General features: G+C 63.8%; 16 protein-coding genes. 9 read left to right on the top strand and 7 right to left on the bottom strand.

Annotation, left to right across the window (positions count from 1 at the left end; all coding sequences use genetic code 11):
- Positions 1–40: 40 nt before the first annotated feature.
- The 3 genes from BUC08_RS11255 to BUC08_RS11245 all read right to left on the bottom strand — a co-directional run bounded on the left by BUC08_RS11255 (position 41) and on the right by BUC08_RS11245 (position 3,645).
- Entirely contained in the window at positions 41–979 is a 939-nt protein-coding gene (locus BUC08_RS11255; protein WP_037923755.1) for a 2-hydroxyacid dehydrogenase, read from the bottom strand.
- 69 nt (positions 980–1,048) lie between these two features.
- Positions 1,049–2,308: a ribulose-bisphosphate carboxylase large subunit family protein gene (locus tag BUC08_RS11250; RefSeq protein ID WP_037923757.1), complete on the bottom strand. Its 1,260-nt coding sequence runs from the start codon at positions 2,306–2,308 to the stop codon at positions 1,049–1,051.
- On the bottom strand, positions 2,305–3,645 hold the full coding sequence (locus BUC08_RS11245; RefSeq protein ID WP_037923759.1) for a four-carbon acid sugar kinase family protein: 1,341 nt from the start codon (positions 3,643–3,645) through the stop codon (positions 2,305–2,307). Before BUC08_RS11245 ends, BUC08_RS11250 begins: the two co-directional genes overlap by 4 nt.
- A 48-nt stretch (positions 3,646–3,693) precedes the next feature.
- Between BUC08_RS11245 and nanR the strand changes: the two genes are divergently transcribed.
- Complete coding sequence (gene nanR / locus BUC08_RS11240; protein WP_037923762.1) at positions 3,694–4,401, top strand: transcriptional regulator NanR; 708 nt, start codon at positions 3,694–3,696, stop codon at positions 4,399–4,401.
- Positions 4,402–4,404: 3 nt separating this feature from the next.
- Here the strand turns inward: nanR and BUC08_RS11235 are convergent, their stop codons facing one another.
- Both BUC08_RS11235 and BUC08_RS11230 read right to left on the bottom strand, forming a co-directional pair.
- Positions 4,405–5,235 (bottom strand): phosphogluconate dehydrogenase C-terminal domain-containing protein, encoded by an 831-nt coding sequence (locus BUC08_RS11235; protein WP_037923765.1) that lies wholly within the window; start codon positions 5,233–5,235, stop codon positions 4,405–4,407.
- A 76-nt stretch (positions 5,236–5,311) separates the two neighbouring features.
- The gene (locus tag BUC08_RS11230; protein ID WP_037923767.1) at positions 5,312–5,740 is read right to left on the bottom strand and encodes a YqaA family protein; all 429 of its coding nucleotides are present in this window, start codon (positions 5,738–5,740) and stop codon (positions 5,312–5,314) included.
- A 152-nt stretch (positions 5,741–5,892) separates the two neighbouring features.
- Here BUC08_RS11230 and BUC08_RS11225 point away from each other — a divergent pair, with 152 nt between their 5' ends.
- From BUC08_RS11225 to BUC08_RS11190, 8 genes are all read left to right on the top strand, one after another.
- A complete protein-coding gene (locus tag BUC08_RS11225; protein WP_174861644.1) occupies positions 5,893–6,912 on the top strand; it encodes an ABC transporter substrate-binding protein in 1,020 nt (339 codons plus the stop codon).
- A 55-nt stretch (positions 6,913–6,967) separates the two neighbouring features.
- Complete coding sequence (locus tag BUC08_RS11220; protein WP_037923770.1) at positions 6,968–7,735, top strand: ABC transporter ATP-binding protein; 768 nt, start codon at positions 6,968–6,970, stop codon at positions 7,733–7,735.
- On the top strand, positions 7,728–8,546 hold the full coding sequence (locus tag BUC08_RS11215) for an ABC transporter permease (RefSeq protein ID WP_037923772.1): 819 nt from the start codon (positions 7,728–7,730) through the stop codon (positions 8,544–8,546). The genes BUC08_RS11220 and BUC08_RS11215 overlap by 8 nt, the downstream gene beginning before the upstream one ends.
- A gap of 151 nt (positions 8,547–8,697) precedes the next feature.
- Positions 8,698–9,492 carry a phosphonate ABC transporter ATP-binding protein gene (phnC, locus tag BUC08_RS11210; protein ID WP_037923774.1) on the top strand — a complete coding sequence of 265 codons (795 nt, stop codon included), beginning with the start codon at positions 8,698–8,700 and terminating at the stop codon, positions 9,490–9,492.
- Positions 9,493–9,561: 69 nt separating this feature from the next.
- Positions 9,562–10,473, top strand: a complete 912-nt coding sequence (gene phnD / locus BUC08_RS11205; RefSeq protein WP_037923776.1) for a phosphonate ABC transporter substrate-binding protein — start codon at positions 9,562–9,564, stop codon at positions 10,471–10,473.
- A gap of 72 nt (positions 10,474–10,545) precedes the next feature.
- On the top strand, positions 10,546–11,436 hold the full coding sequence (phnE, locus tag BUC08_RS11200; RefSeq protein WP_037923778.1) for a phosphonate ABC transporter, permease protein PhnE: 891 nt from the start codon (positions 10,546–10,548) through the stop codon (positions 11,434–11,436).
- Positions 11,437–11,486: 50 nt separating this feature from the next.
- Positions 11,487–12,725, top strand: a complete 1,239-nt coding sequence (gene phnE, locus BUC08_RS11195; RefSeq protein WP_081855351.1) for a phosphonate ABC transporter, permease protein PhnE — start codon at positions 11,487–11,489, stop codon at positions 12,723–12,725.
- Positions 12,725–13,339 carry an LbetaH domain-containing protein gene (locus BUC08_RS11190; protein WP_037923780.1) on the top strand — a complete coding sequence of 205 codons (615 nt, stop codon included), beginning with the start codon at positions 12,725–12,727 and terminating at the stop codon, positions 13,337–13,339. The genes phnE (BUC08_RS11195) and BUC08_RS11190 overlap by 1 nt, the downstream gene beginning before the upstream one ends.
- Positions 13,340–13,405: 66 nt before the next feature.
- Here the strand turns inward: BUC08_RS11190 and BUC08_RS11185 are convergent, their stop codons facing one another.
- Positions 13,406–14,830 (bottom strand): hypothetical protein, encoded by a 1,425-nt coding sequence (locus BUC08_RS11185; protein WP_051694090.1) that lies wholly within the window; start codon positions 14,828–14,830, stop codon positions 13,406–13,408.
- Positions 14,827–15,588 (bottom strand): class I SAM-dependent methyltransferase, encoded by a 762-nt coding sequence (locus tag BUC08_RS11180; protein WP_037923782.1) that lies wholly within the window; start codon positions 15,586–15,588, stop codon positions 14,827–14,829. The genes BUC08_RS11185 and BUC08_RS11180 overlap by 4 nt, the downstream gene beginning before the upstream one ends.
- Between the last annotated feature and the right edge of the window lie 2 nt (positions 15,589–15,590).

Here is a 15,590-nt window from a genome sequence, read left to right as displayed (position 1 = left end):
AATCCACGACTTGGCGTTTCAAAAAGAACCCACCGGTCCCTCAATTCACCGGCGTCAGCAACTCACGCCCCGCCAGATGCGCCGCCACGTTGTCGCGTTGCAGCTTGGCCATTGCCGCCCGTGTCTCGTGCGTGCCAGACCCCTGATGCGGTTGCAGCACCACGTTGTCCAGCTTCTGGAACCGCGGGTTCAAATGCGGCTCGCCCACGAACACATCCAGCCCGGCCCCCGCCAGCGCGCCGGTTTCCAGCGCATCCAGCATCGCCTCTTCGTCAATCGTGCTGCCGCGTGAGATGTTGATGATCACACCCTTGTCGCCCAGCGCCGCGATCACCTCTTTCGAGACGTATTTTTCAGTTGCGGGGCCACCGACCAGCGCCACGAACAGGAAATCCACCGCACGCGCCAGATCGACCGGGTCGGCGTGATAGGTCCATCCGGGCGTCTCTTTCTCAGACCGCGCGTGATAGTGGATGTCGCATTTGAACGCCGCCAGCCGATCGGCAATGTCGCGCCCGATGCGACCCATACCCATGATCCCGACCGTGCCGCCGCTGACCTTGCGGTTCAGCGGCACCGGACCCTTTTCGCCCCAGGACCCGTCGCGCACCCATGCCTCGGCCTGCCGCATTTCGCGGCCTTGCATCAGCCACATGGCAATCGCCAGGTCCGCCACATCGTCGTTCAGCACGTCGGGCGTGTTCGTCACCTTGATCCCGCGCGCGCTCGCCGCATCCACGTCGATGGCATCATAGCCCACGCCAAAATTCGCAATCAGGCCAAGGTTGGCAAAGCGGTCCATCTCGGCCCCGCCAAAGGCATGGTGCCCCTTGTAGGCAATCGCCTTGACCGCCTCACATGTCGCGGCGTCCAGCGCCGCCAACTCGTCACGGGTGCCGACAAAGGCAGGCTTCAACTCCGCTGCAAAGGCTGTGCGTTCAGCGTCGGTATAGGGGCCGATGGCGAGGATGGCGGACATGGGTGGCAACTCCTGTGCGAAATGGTATACCAACGTGTCGCGACATTTGTCGTCCATGTCAACACAAGCTCAGCCGCGCGTCACCGCGCCCTTGAAGGCATCCAGCGCAGCCGCCAGCTCGGGATGGTCCGCCGCATAGGTGCGCACATCCACGCCCTGTGCCTGTGCCGCCGCTGCCTGCCGGAAACTGGTGATGCCCGCCGCAGGCCCGCCCGGGTGGCTCATAATGCCCCCGCCCGCGCAAATCAGGAAATCATCATTGCCCAGCGCATCGGCACTTGGCCCCACCTGCCAAGCGGTCTGGCCGGACGAAAACACCGGCAGTGCTGCGTGGTCGTGGCTGTCAGAAACCGGTGCCTGCACCGCCTGTGCCGCCTCGATCACCACGTCGTCGGGTTCGGTAAACTTGCTGGCCAGCCCGTTCACATGCAGATGATCCGCGCCCGCCAGCCGCCACAGCTTTTGCATCGCTGGGTACGCGATCCCGATGTGCGGCGAGCGGGACAACAGCCCCCAGCCGTTGCGATGCGCGTGGATCGGCAAGGGCGAACGGTCGCGCACCGCGCGCAGCCCCGCCAGCCCGACCGAGTTCAGAGACACCATCGCACAGGTCGCCCCCAGCCCTTCGAGCATTTCAAGATGTCGCCACATATCAGTCACTTCGTCGGTGATGTTAAACGCATACATCACCTTGCGACCGGTCACTTGCGCCGCTTCGTCCAGCGCCTGCATCACCAACCGCGCGCGCTCTTCCAAGGGGCACGCAGGCCCGTTGCCCTGCAATTCGTCGTCCTTGATGAAATCGATCCCCGCCCGCGCCAGATCACCGGCCAATGCGGCGGTCTCCGCCGCACTCAGGCCCACGCTGGGCTTGACGATGGTGCCGATCATCGGCCCCGTTTCCACCCCCACCAGCGCCCGCGTGCCCGCGATGCCGAACTGCGGCCCCGGACAGGCGGCGGCGATGCTGTCGGGGATCTCCAGCGACAACAGCCGAATGGCCGACACTTCGGCCAGCTCGAACAGGTTGCCCGCCACCGTCGCCAGAATGTTGGGCAGCGACGGGCCGAACGTGTCCACCGGCCAGCTCAGCGTGATACGTCCCTGCTCGTATCGGTCGGCCTTGAGCCTACAAGGCAGCCCCGGATGGTCCGACGCGCCGGTTATCTCGACCGCCTCGACCCGTGCGGCAGAGCGCGCGCGCAGGTCGTCGGTCTCCGACGCCAGCCGGATAAAGGTGCCGGTGGATTGCTCCCCTGCGATCACCTCCGCCGCGCGGGCCACGCCCACCGGGCTTTCAATCTCATATGTCGCTTGCAACCGTGTCATCGCGCGCCGCCTCCGTCCCGTACCCATCCAAAATAATCGCGGCTGCCCATCTGCCCGCCCTTCAACGCCAGATGCAGCCCGTCCATCGCCCCCGTCGCGTGGGCGCGGCAAATCGCGGCCCCTGCAATGGTCGGCGCCACCGCCGTCAGCGCGTCGATGCCCAAAGCGTGGCACACATGGCCCGAAGTGTCGCCGCCCGACACCACGGCACGGGTCAGCCCGCCGCGTTCGATCAACGCCCGCAACACCCGCCCCAGCGCCGCGCCGATGCGGTCGTTCACCGCAGGCAGATCGCCCCCCGCCGACGCGCGCAAAGCCGCCACCACCGGATCGTCCGGTCCCTTTGCGCTATAGATCAACGGCACCTGTCCCGCGTCCAGGGCCGCCAGCCCTGCCTGCACCGCCGCGTCCTCGGCGGCGGGCAAACCGTCACCACAAGCGGCGAGGACATCGAACGCCACACCGGCAAACCCGTTGTCACAGGCCCATGTAATTTGGTCCGCCGTGGTGGGCGAAACCGATCCGCTGACCACCGCCATCCGTTCGACACGCCCCAACCCGGCAACTGGCGCAGCCTCGGGCAGCCACCCTTGCGCCCGGAAATAGGCGACCAAAGCATAAGCCGTTCCCTGCGAGCCGACCACAAAGCGGTTGGCCGCGCGGTTCTCCCACAGCAGCCGACCCACCGCGACCTCGTCCGCAGGCCCCATCATATCCACCGTCACGCCCTGCCCCGCGATCAGCATCGCATCGGCCCGCGCCGCATCGTGCAACCCTTCCAGATCCAGACAGCCCAGCGGCATATCCGTCTGCGCCGACAGATGCCGCGCCACGTCGGCCTCGTCCATTGGCGTCACAGGATGGCGCGCCATCACCGGATGCCGGTCCAGCCGGAACACACCCGCATCGGTGCCCGCGAACAATTGCCCGAACGCCTGATACCGGCGCATCTGCGGGGCTGCGACCACCACCGGAACCGCGCCACAAAAGCGCGCCTGCCCGATCTCCATCGCCCGCCCGATGCTGCCCACATGCGGCGCGGAATCGAGCGTTGAACACACTTTGTACTGTACCAGCGCCGCCCCCGTCGCATCCAGCGCGTCGAACAACGCAGGCAATTCTGCATCCATCCAGTCGGGTGAGCGCGTGCGCGCCATGCTGGCAATGCCGATCCCCCGCAGGTCAGAGAACTGCGCCAGCCGGGCCGCATCGGGCACCTGCAAGAACAGCGTGGTCGGCAGTCCGGCAAAGGCCAGCACCTCCATCACCGCCGCCGCACCGGTGAAATCATCGCCCAGCCACGCCATAACCGGTGTATCCAAGACTTGACCAATCATCGCTTATCTCATCATACCAGTTGCAGCACCCAGAACACCGGAGCCGCCATGTCCACGCCCACCGATCCGATCCCGCGCCGCAAGCTTTCGGACGAGGTCTTTGACCGTCTGCACGCCATGATCGTCGAAGGGGCCGTTGCCCCCGGCGACCCGATGCCGTCGGAGCGCGCGCTGATGGACCGGTTCGGCGTCGGCCGTCCCGTGGTGCGCGAGGCCTTGCAGACCCTGAACACCATGGGGCTGATCACCGTCAGCCATGGCGAACGCAGCCGCGTCAACGCCATCACCCCGCGAAGCGCGCTGGCGCAGCTGGACAGCATGGCGCAAACCCTGCTGTCCATCGCACCGGAAAATCTGGGGCACCTGAAAGACGCGCGGCGCATGTTCGAACTGGGTCTTGTCCGTGTCGCAGCCCAACAGCGGACCGACGACGACCTGACCGCCCTGCACCACCTGATCGCCATGCAATCCGCCGCCCGTGATGTGCCCGAGGATTTCGTCGCCGCCGACATCGCCTTTCATGCGCGCATCATCGCGATTGCGGGCAATCCGGTGATCACGGCGCTGGCGGATGCCATGCTGAAATGGATTTTCCACAACCACGGCACATTGCTGCGCTGGTCGGGTCACGAGGACACCACCTTGTCCGAACACCGCCAGATCGTCGCCGCCATCGCCGCGCGCGATGCCGACGAGGCGGTGGCGCAGATGGCCACGCACCTTGACCGTTCTGCCGGATTGCAACCGCGCGACTGACATTCAGGTGATGCGCTGGATGCTGGCGGCAATCTCGTCGGGTTCAAACACCCGTTTCCAGTCGTCGCGCATCAGCATCGGCTTGCCGAAGGTGATTGCCTTGTTGCAGGCATCAGAGAACACGCCGTCGATCTCGTCAAAGATCACGGCCCCCAGAATGTTCATGTGCCCCAGCAGGAAATCCCGCGCGGCCTCTTTCGGCACACCGCGCCGCACGACCTCTTCCATCGCCTCGCGCATGACGTCCAGCAGCGATGCACAGACGGTTTCGGACAGCCCTGGCTCCAGCAGCGCCATCTGCTCGACCGTCACACGGTGACTGCGCGCGACGGGTGCATAGATCGCGCGGCCCACTTTTTCGCCCAAGGTATAATGCTCTTCCGGCCCCTGCATCAGCGCGTTCACGATGCCCTGCTGCGCGGCAATCCCGCCGAAGTAATCCTTGCGGCCCGCTTCGGTCTGTTCATCGTTGTAGATCGGCGGGTGGCACGGGTGGGTGACGAAATAGGTCACGTCTTCCCGCGCGGGCAGATGCCCTGCAAAGGGGCCCGCCGCGTCCAGACAGACCACCATTGCACCCGCTGGCACCATGTCGATGATCGAAGCCGCCACTGCGCGGATTGCCGTGTCGGGCACCGCCAGCAGCACCACGTCGGCATCCTTCAACGCTTCTTCGACGGGTACGCAGTCGACGCCGATGGCATCTTTTAGGCGTGCTCTGCCAGCCTCCGAAATCTCGACGTGCGCCACGTCAAAATCCGATTGCAACAGGTTCGTGGCACTGCGCACGCCCATTTTGCCGCCCGCGCCCATCAACGCCAGTTTGTATGCCATGTCTTCTGTCCCTCTGTGCACATATCAACTGGTATGATGAGATGATATATTCACCAGTGGGAGTCAAGTACGCCCGTCACACCCAAGCCAGCGTCAGCGCCGCCGACACCAGGTACCGTGCGCCCTTGGCCACCGTGACCAGCATCAGGAAGGTCCCGAAGGGTTCGCGCATGACCCCCGCCACCACGGTCAGCGGATCGCCGACCAGTGGCAACCAACTGCCCAGCAGCGACCAGCGGCCATAGCGATGATACCACCCCTGCGCGCGATCCAGTTGCCGGTCCGACGCGGGAAACCAGCGCCGGTCCCTGAAGCGCAACAGGTAACGCCCCAGAACCCAGTTGATGACAGACCCCAGTACATTGCCCACCGTCGCCACCAGCAACAGCGCCACGACAGGATGCTGGCCCGCCACCAGCAGGCCAACCAGAACCGCCTCGGATTGCATCGGCAGGATCGTCGCCGCCACCAGTGCGGATGCGAACAGGACAAGATAGGCGGTCATGTGAATCTGCCTGTGGCTCCAAGGGTGCGCCCCTGATAGCCGCCCCCATCCCGCCCGCATAGCGGGTAATATGCCCAGAACACTTGAAAATCCCGCCCCTTTGGATCACTGCAGTGCCAAGCACACAGATCATGCACTTCAGGGAGGATACGATGATCAACTTCAACCGCCGCCAGACACTGGGTCTGATCGGGGCCGCTGCCGCCACCGGCCTTGCCGCCCCTGCCATCGCGCAGAACAAGAAAATCGTCGTGGGCGCGCTGCGCTTCACCTCGCATTCCGCGAGCTTTGTCGCGGTCGAGCGTGGCTATTTCGCCGAGACCGGACTGGACGTCGAACTGCGGTTCTTCCAGGCGGCACAGCCGATGGCCGTGGCCATTGCCTCGGGTGACGTGGACTATGCCGTCACCGCCATTTCGGGCGGCCTGATCTCGTTGGCCGACAAGGGCGCGGTCAAGGTCATCGGTGGCGGCCTGACCGAAGAGCCGGGCATTGACGGCCAGAAAATCCTGGCCTCGGATGCGGCGTTTCAGGCCGGCCTGACCGCGCCTGCGGGCCTTGCCGGCAAGAAATTCGGCATCACCACCGCCGGATCGTCGTTCCACTACATGGGCTCCAGGGTCGCACAGGCCGAGGGCATCGAGATGTCGTTCACGCCCCTGCAAAAGGTCGGCGCGATCATCGGTGCGCTGAAATCGGGCCAGATCGACGCGTGGTCCATCGTGCCCCACATCGCCAAGCCGCTGGACGGTTCGGGTGCGGTGCACATCATCGGCAACATCTCGGATTACCTGCCCAACTATCAGGTGACCACGGTCTTTACCTCGACCGACAACGCCGACAACCAGCGTGACCAGACACAGGCGTTCCTGAACGGTTTCTCGAAAGGCGTGGGTGACTATAACGACGCGATGATCGAAAAGATCGGCGGCGAAGAAAGCGAAAAGGATATGGTCGAGCTGATCCACAAATATGTCTACGAGGACCAGCCCATCGAAAAGGCATCCAAGTCGATCATCAACGGCACCATGCGCCTGAACGAAGGGGCCAAGATGAACGTGGCCTCGCTGCGCGACCAGCTTGAGTGGTTCCAGTCCGAAGGTCTGGTCGATGCGTCGATCACGCTGGATACATTCGTCGACACCTCTTACGTCGAAACCTACGAGGCCTAAGGCCCCCTGCGGCGGGCATTCCGGCCCGCCGCACCCCATTTCCCAAGGACCGCCCATGGACATCCGCCTCGACGCGATCAGCCACAGCTATGGCGACACAGAAGTGTTGCGCGACATCTCTCTGGATATTCCGGCAGGACGCATCGTCTGTCTGGTCGGTCCCTCGGGCTGTGGCAAATCCACGTTGCTGCGCCTGATCGGCGGGCTGGAACGTGCGGATAAGGGCCGCGTGTTGCAGGTCGGCACGCCGCCAGCCGACAGCCTGAATCCGCTGACTTATGTGTTTCAGGATTTTGCCCTGCTGCCCTGGCGCACGGTGCACGGAAACATCTCGCTGGTGCTGGAAGATCACGGGATACGCGGCAAAGCCGCCGATGCGATCATCGGTGATGTTCTGGCCCGCACCAAGCTGACCGATTTCGCCCGCGCCCTGCCCCGCCAGCTGTCGGGGGGCATGAAACAGCGCGTTGCCATTGCGCGTGCGTTGGCGGTGAACCCCGCCGTGATGCTGATGGACGAACCGCTGTCCGCCCTCGACAGCCAGACGCGTGAATTGCTGATGGACGATCTGGTGGCCCTGTGGATGCGCCAGCCGTTCACATCCGTCTATGTCACCCACAACCTGGCCGAGGCCGTCCGGCTGGGTCACAAGATCGTGGTGCTGTCACGCCGTCCGGGACAGATTTGCGAGGTCGTCGAGATCGACAAGCCGCTGGACCAACGCGGCTATGCCGATCCGGAACTGGAGCAGGTGCAAAAACACCTTTGGACGCTGATGCGCGACGAAGCCCGCGCTGCCGATGCGGAGCTGTTGCATGTCTGACACCACCACACCCGAGACCACCCACACTGCCGTCGAAGTCCGCTTTCGCGGCGGCGGCTTTGCGCCCTCGGCCCGGCGTGGGGTTGGTGTAGCCGTCTTCGTGTTGCTGATCCTGTTGGTCGAATGGGGCACGCGGGCAGGCTGGATTTCCGCCCTGACGCTGCCCAAGCCGTCGGACGTGGCCGCCACATTCGTCGAGCTGTGGCAAAGCGGGCTGTTGTTCAAGCACCTGATCCCCTCGCTCAGCCGTCTGGCGGTCGGGACGACGCTGGGCGCCAGCATTGGTATTGGCGTGGGCATCCTGATCGGGCTGTTTTCCTATGTGCGCGCAGGGCTGGTCCCGCTGGTTGCCGCCCTGTTCCCGATCCCGAAGATCGCCCTGCTGCCGCTGTTCGTGATCTGGTTCGGCATCGACGAGACATCGAAATACGCGCTGATCGCCTTTGGCACCTTTACCCCCACGGTCGTGGCCACCTATGGCGCGGTTGACAACGTGGACCGGTCGTTGATCCGCATGGGGCAAAGCTTTGGCCTGTCGTGGCTGTCCATCGTGCGCAAGATCGTGTTGCCCGGAGCGATGCCCGGCATCCTCTCGGGGCTGCGGATTTCGCTGGCGATTGCCATCATCCTGCTGGTGGCGGCGGAAATGCTGGGGGCCGAATACGGCATCGGCGCTTATATCCTCGAGGCTGGATCGCTTTATGATCTGGAGCGGCTGTTTGCAGGCGTGCTGATCCTGTCGGTGCTGGGCGTGACGCTGAGCATGGTGATCGGGTTGATCGAGAAACGGCTGCTGGCGTGGCGCGGCTGAACTGACGAAACCATCGCGCCACGCGGGAGCGGGACATGCGGAAAGTGATCTTTATCTACACGCTCCCCCCTGTCATATAACTTTCGCAAATCTGAAACATTTCTGAATCCTGCATCCAGTACGTCCGCCTCAACAAGACTTGGGGACATAAATGCTGGAAATCACCAACCTGACGAAAACCTTCGGCGCGAACATCGCCGTGGACAACGCCACGCTGTCGGTCAAGCGCTCGTGCATGATCGGGATCATCGGGCGCTCGGGTGCCGGCAAGTCGACCCTCCTGCGGATGCTGAACCGCCTGACCGACAGCTCGTCCGGCAGCTTTACCGTCGAGGGTCACGACATGACCCACCTGCGTGGCGCGGCGCGCCGTCGCTGGCAGTCGCAATGCGCGATGATCTTTCAGCAGTTCAATCTGGTCCCCCGCATGGACGTGGTGTCGAACGTGTTGCACGGCACGCTGAACCGCCGTTCGACCATAGCGACCATGTTCAACCTGTATCCCACATCGGACGTGCACCGCGCCATCGACATTCTGGACCGTCTGGGCATCGTGGAACACGCCCAGAAACGTGCCGAGGCGCTTTCGGGTGGCCAGCAGCAGCGCGTCGCCATCGCCCGCGCCCTGATGCAAGACCCCAAGATCATCCTCGCGGATGAACCCATCGCCTCGCTGGACCCGATGAACGCCCAGGTCGTGATGGAAGCCTTGCGCCGCATCCACGAAGAAGATGGCCGCATGGTCATCGCCAACCTGCACACGCTGGACACCGCGCGCCGCTATTGCGACCGCGTGATCGGCATGCGCGACGGGCGTATCGTCTTTGACGGCACGCCCGAACAGCTGACCGTGGGAGCCGCGCGCGACATCTATGGCGCCGATGCCTCGTTTTCCGAAGCGGCCACATCGACAGCCATCGAGACGCTCGAACAGGTACCCGCCTGACAGATCACCGCCCCGGCCGCGCTCAACGGTCGGGGGTTTTTCGTTTCACACCAGGAAAGAGAATATCTCATGAAACGCATCCTCGCGGCCGCACTGGCCACAACTGCTCTCGTCACACCCGTGCTGGCCGACGAAACCCCCATCACCGAATTCCGCATCGGCATCCTGGGTGGCGAAAACGCCCAAGACCGCATGAACAGCTTTCAGTGTCTGGCCGACTACACCACCGAAGAGCTGGGTGTTCCCACCAAGCTGTTTGCCCCCGCCGACTACAACGGCGTGATCCAGGGCCTGTTGGGCGGCACGCTGGACATGGCATGGCTGGGCGCGTCGGCCTATGCCGCCGTCTACCTGCAGGACCCCGAAGCGGTCGAGCCGGTGCTGATCAAGATCAACCTGGACGGCTCCTACGGCTACCACTCGATCGGCTTTGCCCGTGCCGACAGCGGCATCACCTCGCTGACTGACCTCAAAGGCAAGGTTTTCGGCTTCGGTGACCCGAACTCGACATCCGGCTACCTGATCCCCTCCATCGAAATCCCGCAAGCGGGCGACGGCATCACCATGGAAAGCGGTGCGTATTTTGGTGAGGTCAAATTCACCGGCGGCCACGAGCAGACCATCGTTGCGGTGAACAACGGCGATATCGACGCAGGCGTGACCTGGGCCGACGGCCAGGGCAACTGGGAAGACGGCTACAACTCGGGCGCGCTGCGCAAGGCTGTGGATGCCGGTCTGGTCGACATGAACGACCTGGTCGAAATCTGGCGCTCCAAGCCGATCCCCGAAGGCCCCGTCGTCCTGCGCAAGGCCCTGCCCGCCGAGGTGAAGGCCAAGATGACCGCGATGGTCGACGGTCTTTATGACGTTGATCCCGATTGCGCCTATGGCGTGGCCTCGGGCGACACGCTGGGTTTCGATCCGATCACCCACGAAGCTTACGAATCCATTATCGAAGCGCGCAAAGCGAAATCGAACTGAGGCCTCTGGCCCTGATGATCTCTTGCAGGCCCCGACATCCCGTCGGGGCCTGCGCCACATGAAGGACACCCCATGACATCCGCCGCCGATACCGACCCCAGCCCCACGGACATCCGCACCGACTATCTCGCACAGATGCGTCAAAAGCGGATGCTGAACATGATCCTGCTGCTGATTTTTGCCACCCTGATGGTGGCCGGTTTCTACACCGCCGACCAGCGCAACGCCGGTGGGTTCTGGAACGGCTGGCGGCACATCCTGGATTTTCCCGCGGACGTGGTTGGCGAAGCCTATGAGCGTGCCCACCTGCTGCCTGGGTACTTCGTGAAATACCTGCCCTCGCTGCTGGAAACCATCAACATCGCGGGCGCTGCGACGTTGATCGGCGCGATGCTCGCGCTGGTGGCGTCGATGCTGGCCACCCGGGGGCTGGCCCCTGCCGGCTGGTTGATTGCCCCGGTGCGCCGCCTGCTGGATATCCTGCGCGCGGTGCCGGAAATCGTCATTGCACTGGTGCTGATCTTCTTGCTGGGCGGCGGTCCCGTGCCCGCGATGATCGCGATCGCCCTGCACACCGTCGGCGCATTAGGCAAGCTGTTCTCGGAAGTGAACGAAAACGCCTCGCTGAAACCTGTCGAAGGCCTTGCCTCGACCGGCGGATCGTGGATGCAGCAAATGATGCTGGGCGTGGTGCCGCAAGTGGCCCCGAACTACCTCAGCTATGCCTTGCTGCGCTTTGAAATCAACATCCGCGCCTCGGCCATCCTCGGCTTTGTCGGCGCGGGCGGTATCGGTTACGACCTGCGCAACACCATGTCCTGGGGACAGGGCAAATTCGACGAGGCCGCCGCGATCTTTCTGCTGCTGTTCGCCGCCATCGTCATCGTCGACCAGCTTTCCAGCACTTTCCGCAACCGCCTGACCCACGGGAAGGCGTACAAAGACAAAGGGGCCGTGCTGTGACCGACGTTGCCATCTATGCCGCCGCCGACCGTTCGCTGACCCGCAAACGCATGTTCACACTGGCCGCCCCGGCGGTCATCCTCGCCTATCTGACTTATGTCTTTATCGCTTTCGACGTGGCGGGCCTTGCCGACCGCGTCAGCCTGAGCAACATGCAGACGCTGGTGTCCGACACCTACAGCTACAAGGTCCACGTCACCCGCGACAACCGCGACGGGGCCACTTCCGTCGCCATCGAGGGCGAGCGCAAGGGCGAATACCCCGAGGGCACCGCCCCCGACTGGGTCACCCTGTCTGACACCACCCGCGTCGATCTGGCCAACGGGGCCTTTATCACCCTGGGCGACACCACCACCTTTGACATCCCCGGCTATGGCACCGTCACCGCCACCCCCGGACGCAGTGGCGTCAACGCCACCTTTCCGCCGGGCGACATCCCCGAGTGGATCAATGCTTCGAAGAACCGTGTGGCCATCACTGCCGACGGCGCACGGCTGACCATCACCCGCAACCGCACCGAGGTGTTCCGTTATTTCTACGGCTGGGAGCTGTTCTTTTTCACCCTCGACAGCCCCTTCCACGGCAAAAGCGTGACCGAACTGCTCAGCTCTGGCCAGTACGGTGCAATCTGGTCCGATTTCTGGAGCAACAAGATGTGGCGCCACGCCGACGTGGCATGGGCGTTGTTCGAAACCGTGCTGATGGCCTTCCTTGGCACCTTTGGTGCGGCGATGATCGCCCTGCCCTTGGGCTTTCTCGCGGCCAAGAACTTTACCCCCTTGGGCAGCCTGCGCTTTGCCGCGCGGCGGGTGTTCGATTTCCTGCGCGGGGTCGACGGGCTGATCTGGACCATCGTGCTGAGCCGTGCCTTCGGCCCCGGCCCGCTGACCGGCTCGCTGGCGATCATGCTGACCGACACCGGCACCTTCGGCAAGATCTTTTCCGAGGCGCTGGAAAACGTCGACGACAAACAGATCGAAGGCATCGCCTCGACAGGCGCCAAGCCGCTGCAGCGCTACCGCTTTGGCGTCATTCCGCAGATCACGCCGGTGCTGCTGAGCCAGGTTTTGTACTATCTGGAAAGCAACACCCGCAGCGCCACCATCATCGGCGCGATCACCGGCGGCGGTATCGGGTTGCTGCTGACCCAGGCGATCATCACCCAGAAGGACTGGGAAGAAGTGTCCTATTACATCATCCTGATTATCCTGATGGTCATGGCGATGGACAGTTTCTCGGGCTGGCTGCGCCGTCGCCTGATCCAGGGCACCGGCGAGGGCACGCATTGATGGCCCGCCTGAACGCCGACGCGCCCTTTATCCACCCCGACTGCGAGATCACCGACGCGCGGTTCGGCGCCTATGTCGAGATCGGCCGCGCCAGCCGCGTGGCGCACAGCACCATCGGCGATTATTCCTATTGTGACCGGATGGCCGACATCGCCAATGCCGAGGTCGGCAAGTTCTCGAACATCGCAAGCTGCGTGCGGATCGGGGCGACGGACCATCCGATGGACAAGGCCAGCCTGCACCATTTCCACTACCGCTCGGCCGATTATTTCGACGACGCCCACCACGATGCCGCATGGTTCGACCACCGCCGCAGCCGCCGGGCGACCATCGGTCACGACACGTGGCTGGGTCACGGCGCACAGGTCCGCCCCGAGGTTACCATCGGCCACGGTGCCGTGGTGGCGGGCGGGGCCATCGTCACCCGCGATGTGCCGCCCTATATGATCGTGGCGGGCATTCCGGCGGTGCCCCTGCGCGCCCGCTATACCCGCAAGATCGCCGAACGCATGATGGCGCTGGCATGGTGGGACTGGAGCCACGACCGCCTGCGCGAGACGCTCGACGATTTCCGAACCCTGTCCGCCGAGGCATTTCTGGAAAAATACGAATAGCTTGCGAACGCCTGCGCCCGGGCGGCGGGCTTATTCTGGCCCGCCCCTCTGGCCCGGCGCGTTATTCTACTTCGGGTAGCTCAGGTGAACCTGCGCGCCGGTTGTCGCAACCTCGACCGTGAAGACGGGCGCGCCACTGTCCTCCGCCTTGGCACATTGGTCCGGCGCAGTCTGGCACAACATGATCCTTTGCCCGGTCAATTGCTCCATCCGAAAGGCCAGCGCCCTTTCAGACAAAAGGCCAACCGCTTTGGCAGTGCTCAGCGATGTCACGTCGCCATAGACCAATACGGGCCCTTCAGCCGCCTTGATCGCCTGCGCCATCGCGCGGGTTTCGACCTGCCACGGGCGATAGACCGTATACAGGCTGAACGTGTGCACCATGTAGCTCAGCACAATCAGCAGCGTGAAATTGCGCGCCATGCGGTCCGCGATCCCGGGGGTCCGAGCCAGCAACGCCGCAGCCCGCACAACCATCACCGCATAAAAGATCCACACGAACAGGAAGGACCGCGACGGGGCCACAACGCCCAACTTCAGCACCTGAAGCATCATCAGCGCCATGCCCAGCCACAGGCCCGCGTGCAGGTACATCGCCTCGCGCGGGGCCTGACGGATCAGCACCAGCGTGGCACCGATCAGCATGGCCACGTGAAAATAGGCCGCCGGTGTGAACATGAAGCTGAACTTGACCATCAGGAAGGACAAGGTCTCGGCCAGAATGGGCAGGTTGGCGATCATCCCGCTCAGGTCCGTTGCCGGGGTCGCCTGACGCCAATCGTCCAGCGGCACGCCAAAGACACCGTGGAACTGCCAATTCAGCGTATAGGTCAGCAGGATCGCGGCGGCAAAGCTGACCACGAACAGAACGCAGAGCCCGATCAGGTCGCGCAGGCTGCGGCGTTCGGTGCGCACAAGGCACACTGCCAGCAGGATCAGCGGATATGTCGTATAGGCCCAGAAGCTGAGGATCACAAAAAACGGCAACAGCGCACGGTGCGTGCCGATCGACAGCCGACAGCCCAACACGGCATAGACAGCAACGATAGCCAGGCCCGGGATCAACGTGTTGAACCACAGCGAAATCAGCGTGGCTGGCGGCGCCACGAGGATGAACAGCGCCAGCACGGCAACATACCACGCCCGGCCCTCGCGTCCCATCGCGGCCACGGCCAGTGCACCGGCCAGCACGGCCCACAAAACCTGGTAGACGGCAAAGTTCAGCCAGGCCGGCGTGACCACCTCCCGCAGGTGCCACAGGTAATTGATCCACCGTCCCTCGTGCAGCGTCTTTCCCCAGAACAGCTCTGGCTGGGCCAGCAAGGCGGGGTAATCGTCATAGCGGATAAAGGGATCAGCAAGGTTCGGCAGCGACATCACAAGGACCGCCGCCACCGTGATCGCCACCACCGGCCACAGCCGCAACGCCTGTGCGGTGCGGTCCCGGCTGTGCGGCGCGATGCCTTGCAACGCTGTGGCGACAGTTGTCATGCGGCGGACCGTTTGGCACCGGCGCGCGCGGCGATGATGCCCGCACGGGCCTGTGCGATGCGGGTCACGGTGCCTTGCGGCAACATCGACACGACATTGCGGCGCAGACGCCACATCGCATCCCCGCCATTCTGCAGGGCCTTGTCCGCGTCCACCACGTGATCTGTCACGGCCGCAGGCAGTCCGGCGCGTCCGGCCTCGTTCACATAAAGCACGGTGTTATAGCGATACCACGGTTCGATCTCGCGGTTCTTCGACAGGTTCGGGCGGACGCAGTCATAGGCGGTGTAACCACGTGCTGCGAACAGGTCCTGCCAGAAGGCAAGCGGCTGCTCGTTGACATGAAATTCGCCGCCCTGCCCGTTTACGGCTGCGGAAAACAGCACCCGGTTCGACGCCCGTGTCAGGCTGTCCACCAGTGTTTCCGAGGCAGATGTGGGCAGGTGCTCGCCCACCTCAAGGCTTTGAGCCAGATCGAACCGACGGTCGGTGCACACGGGCGCGGTCAGATCGGCGGCCATGAAGTTGCCGCGCGGCACTGCCAGTTGATCGACATTCACATAATCGCCATCAACCGCCAGAACATCCGCCACCCCGGCCTTGTGCCATTCATCCAGCCACACGCCCCGGCCTGACCCAAGGTCCAGAACCGACGCAGGCGCAAGCCAGGGGGCCAGCAACCCGATCACATGCTGCGCCGAGCGGCGTGCACCCTGATCGATATAGTCGAAAAACGTATCAGAATAGATATGTGCCATGG

Origin of the sequence: Pseudosulfitobacter pseudonitzschiae (assembly GCF_900129395.1) — a bacterium.
GTDB lineage: Bacteria > Pseudomonadota > Alphaproteobacteria > Rhodobacterales > Rhodobacteraceae > Pseudosulfitobacter > Pseudosulfitobacter pseudonitzschiae.
This window is presented reverse-complemented; position numbering and strand designations above follow the sequence as displayed.

Bases quoted from the DNA above. Each gene is read 5' to 3' on its own strand.
- BUC08_RS11255 (WP_037923755.1), bottom strand. From the start codon at position 979: ATGTCCGCCATCCTCGCCATCGGCCCCTATACCGACGCTGAACGCACA.
- BUC08_RS11250 (WP_037923757.1), bottom strand. From the start codon at position 2,308: ATGACACGGTTGCAAGCGACATATGAGATTGAAAGCCCGGTGGGCGTG.
- BUC08_RS11245 (WP_037923759.1), bottom strand. From the start codon at position 3,645: ATGATTGGTCAAGTCTTGGATACACCGGTTATGGCGTGGCTGGGCGAT.
- nanR (WP_037923762.1), top strand. From the start codon at position 3,694: ATGTCCACGCCCACCGATCCGATCCCGCGCCGCAAGCTTTCGGACGAG.
- BUC08_RS11235 (WP_037923765.1), bottom strand. From the start codon at position 5,235: ATGGCATACAAACTGGCGTTGATGGGCGCGGGCGGCAAAATGGGCGTG.
- BUC08_RS11230 (WP_037923767.1), bottom strand. From the start codon at position 5,740: ATGACCGCCTATCTTGTCCTGTTCGCATCCGCACTGGTGGCGGCGACG.
- BUC08_RS11225 (WP_174861644.1), top strand. From the start codon at position 5,893: ATGATCAACTTCAACCGCCGCCAGACACTGGGTCTGATCGGGGCCGCT.
- BUC08_RS11220 (WP_037923770.1), top strand. From the start codon at position 6,968: ATGGACATCCGCCTCGACGCGATCAGCCACAGCTATGGCGACACAGAA.
- BUC08_RS11215 (WP_037923772.1), top strand. From the start codon at position 7,728: ATGTCTGACACCACCACACCCGAGACCACCCACACTGCCGTCGAAGTC.
- phnC (WP_037923774.1), top strand. From the start codon at position 8,698: ATGCTGGAAATCACCAACCTGACGAAAACCTTCGGCGCGAACATCGCC.
- phnD (WP_037923776.1), top strand. From the start codon at position 9,562: ATGAAACGCATCCTCGCGGCCGCACTGGCCACAACTGCTCTCGTCACA.
- phnE (WP_037923778.1), top strand. From the start codon at position 10,546: ATGACATCCGCCGCCGATACCGACCCCAGCCCCACGGACATCCGCACC.
- phnE (WP_081855351.1), top strand. From the start codon at position 11,487: ATGTTCACACTGGCCGCCCCGGCGGTCATCCTCGCCTATCTGACTTAT.
- BUC08_RS11190 (WP_037923780.1), top strand. From the start codon at position 12,725: ATGGCCCGCCTGAACGCCGACGCGCCCTTTATCCACCCCGACTGCGAG.
- BUC08_RS11185 (WP_051694090.1), bottom strand. From the start codon at position 14,830: ATGACAACTGTCGCCACAGCGTTGCAAGGCATCGCGCCGCACAGCCGG.
- BUC08_RS11180 (WP_037923782.1), bottom strand. From the start codon at position 15,588: ATGGCACATATCTATTCTGATACGTTTTTCGACTATATCGATCAGGGT.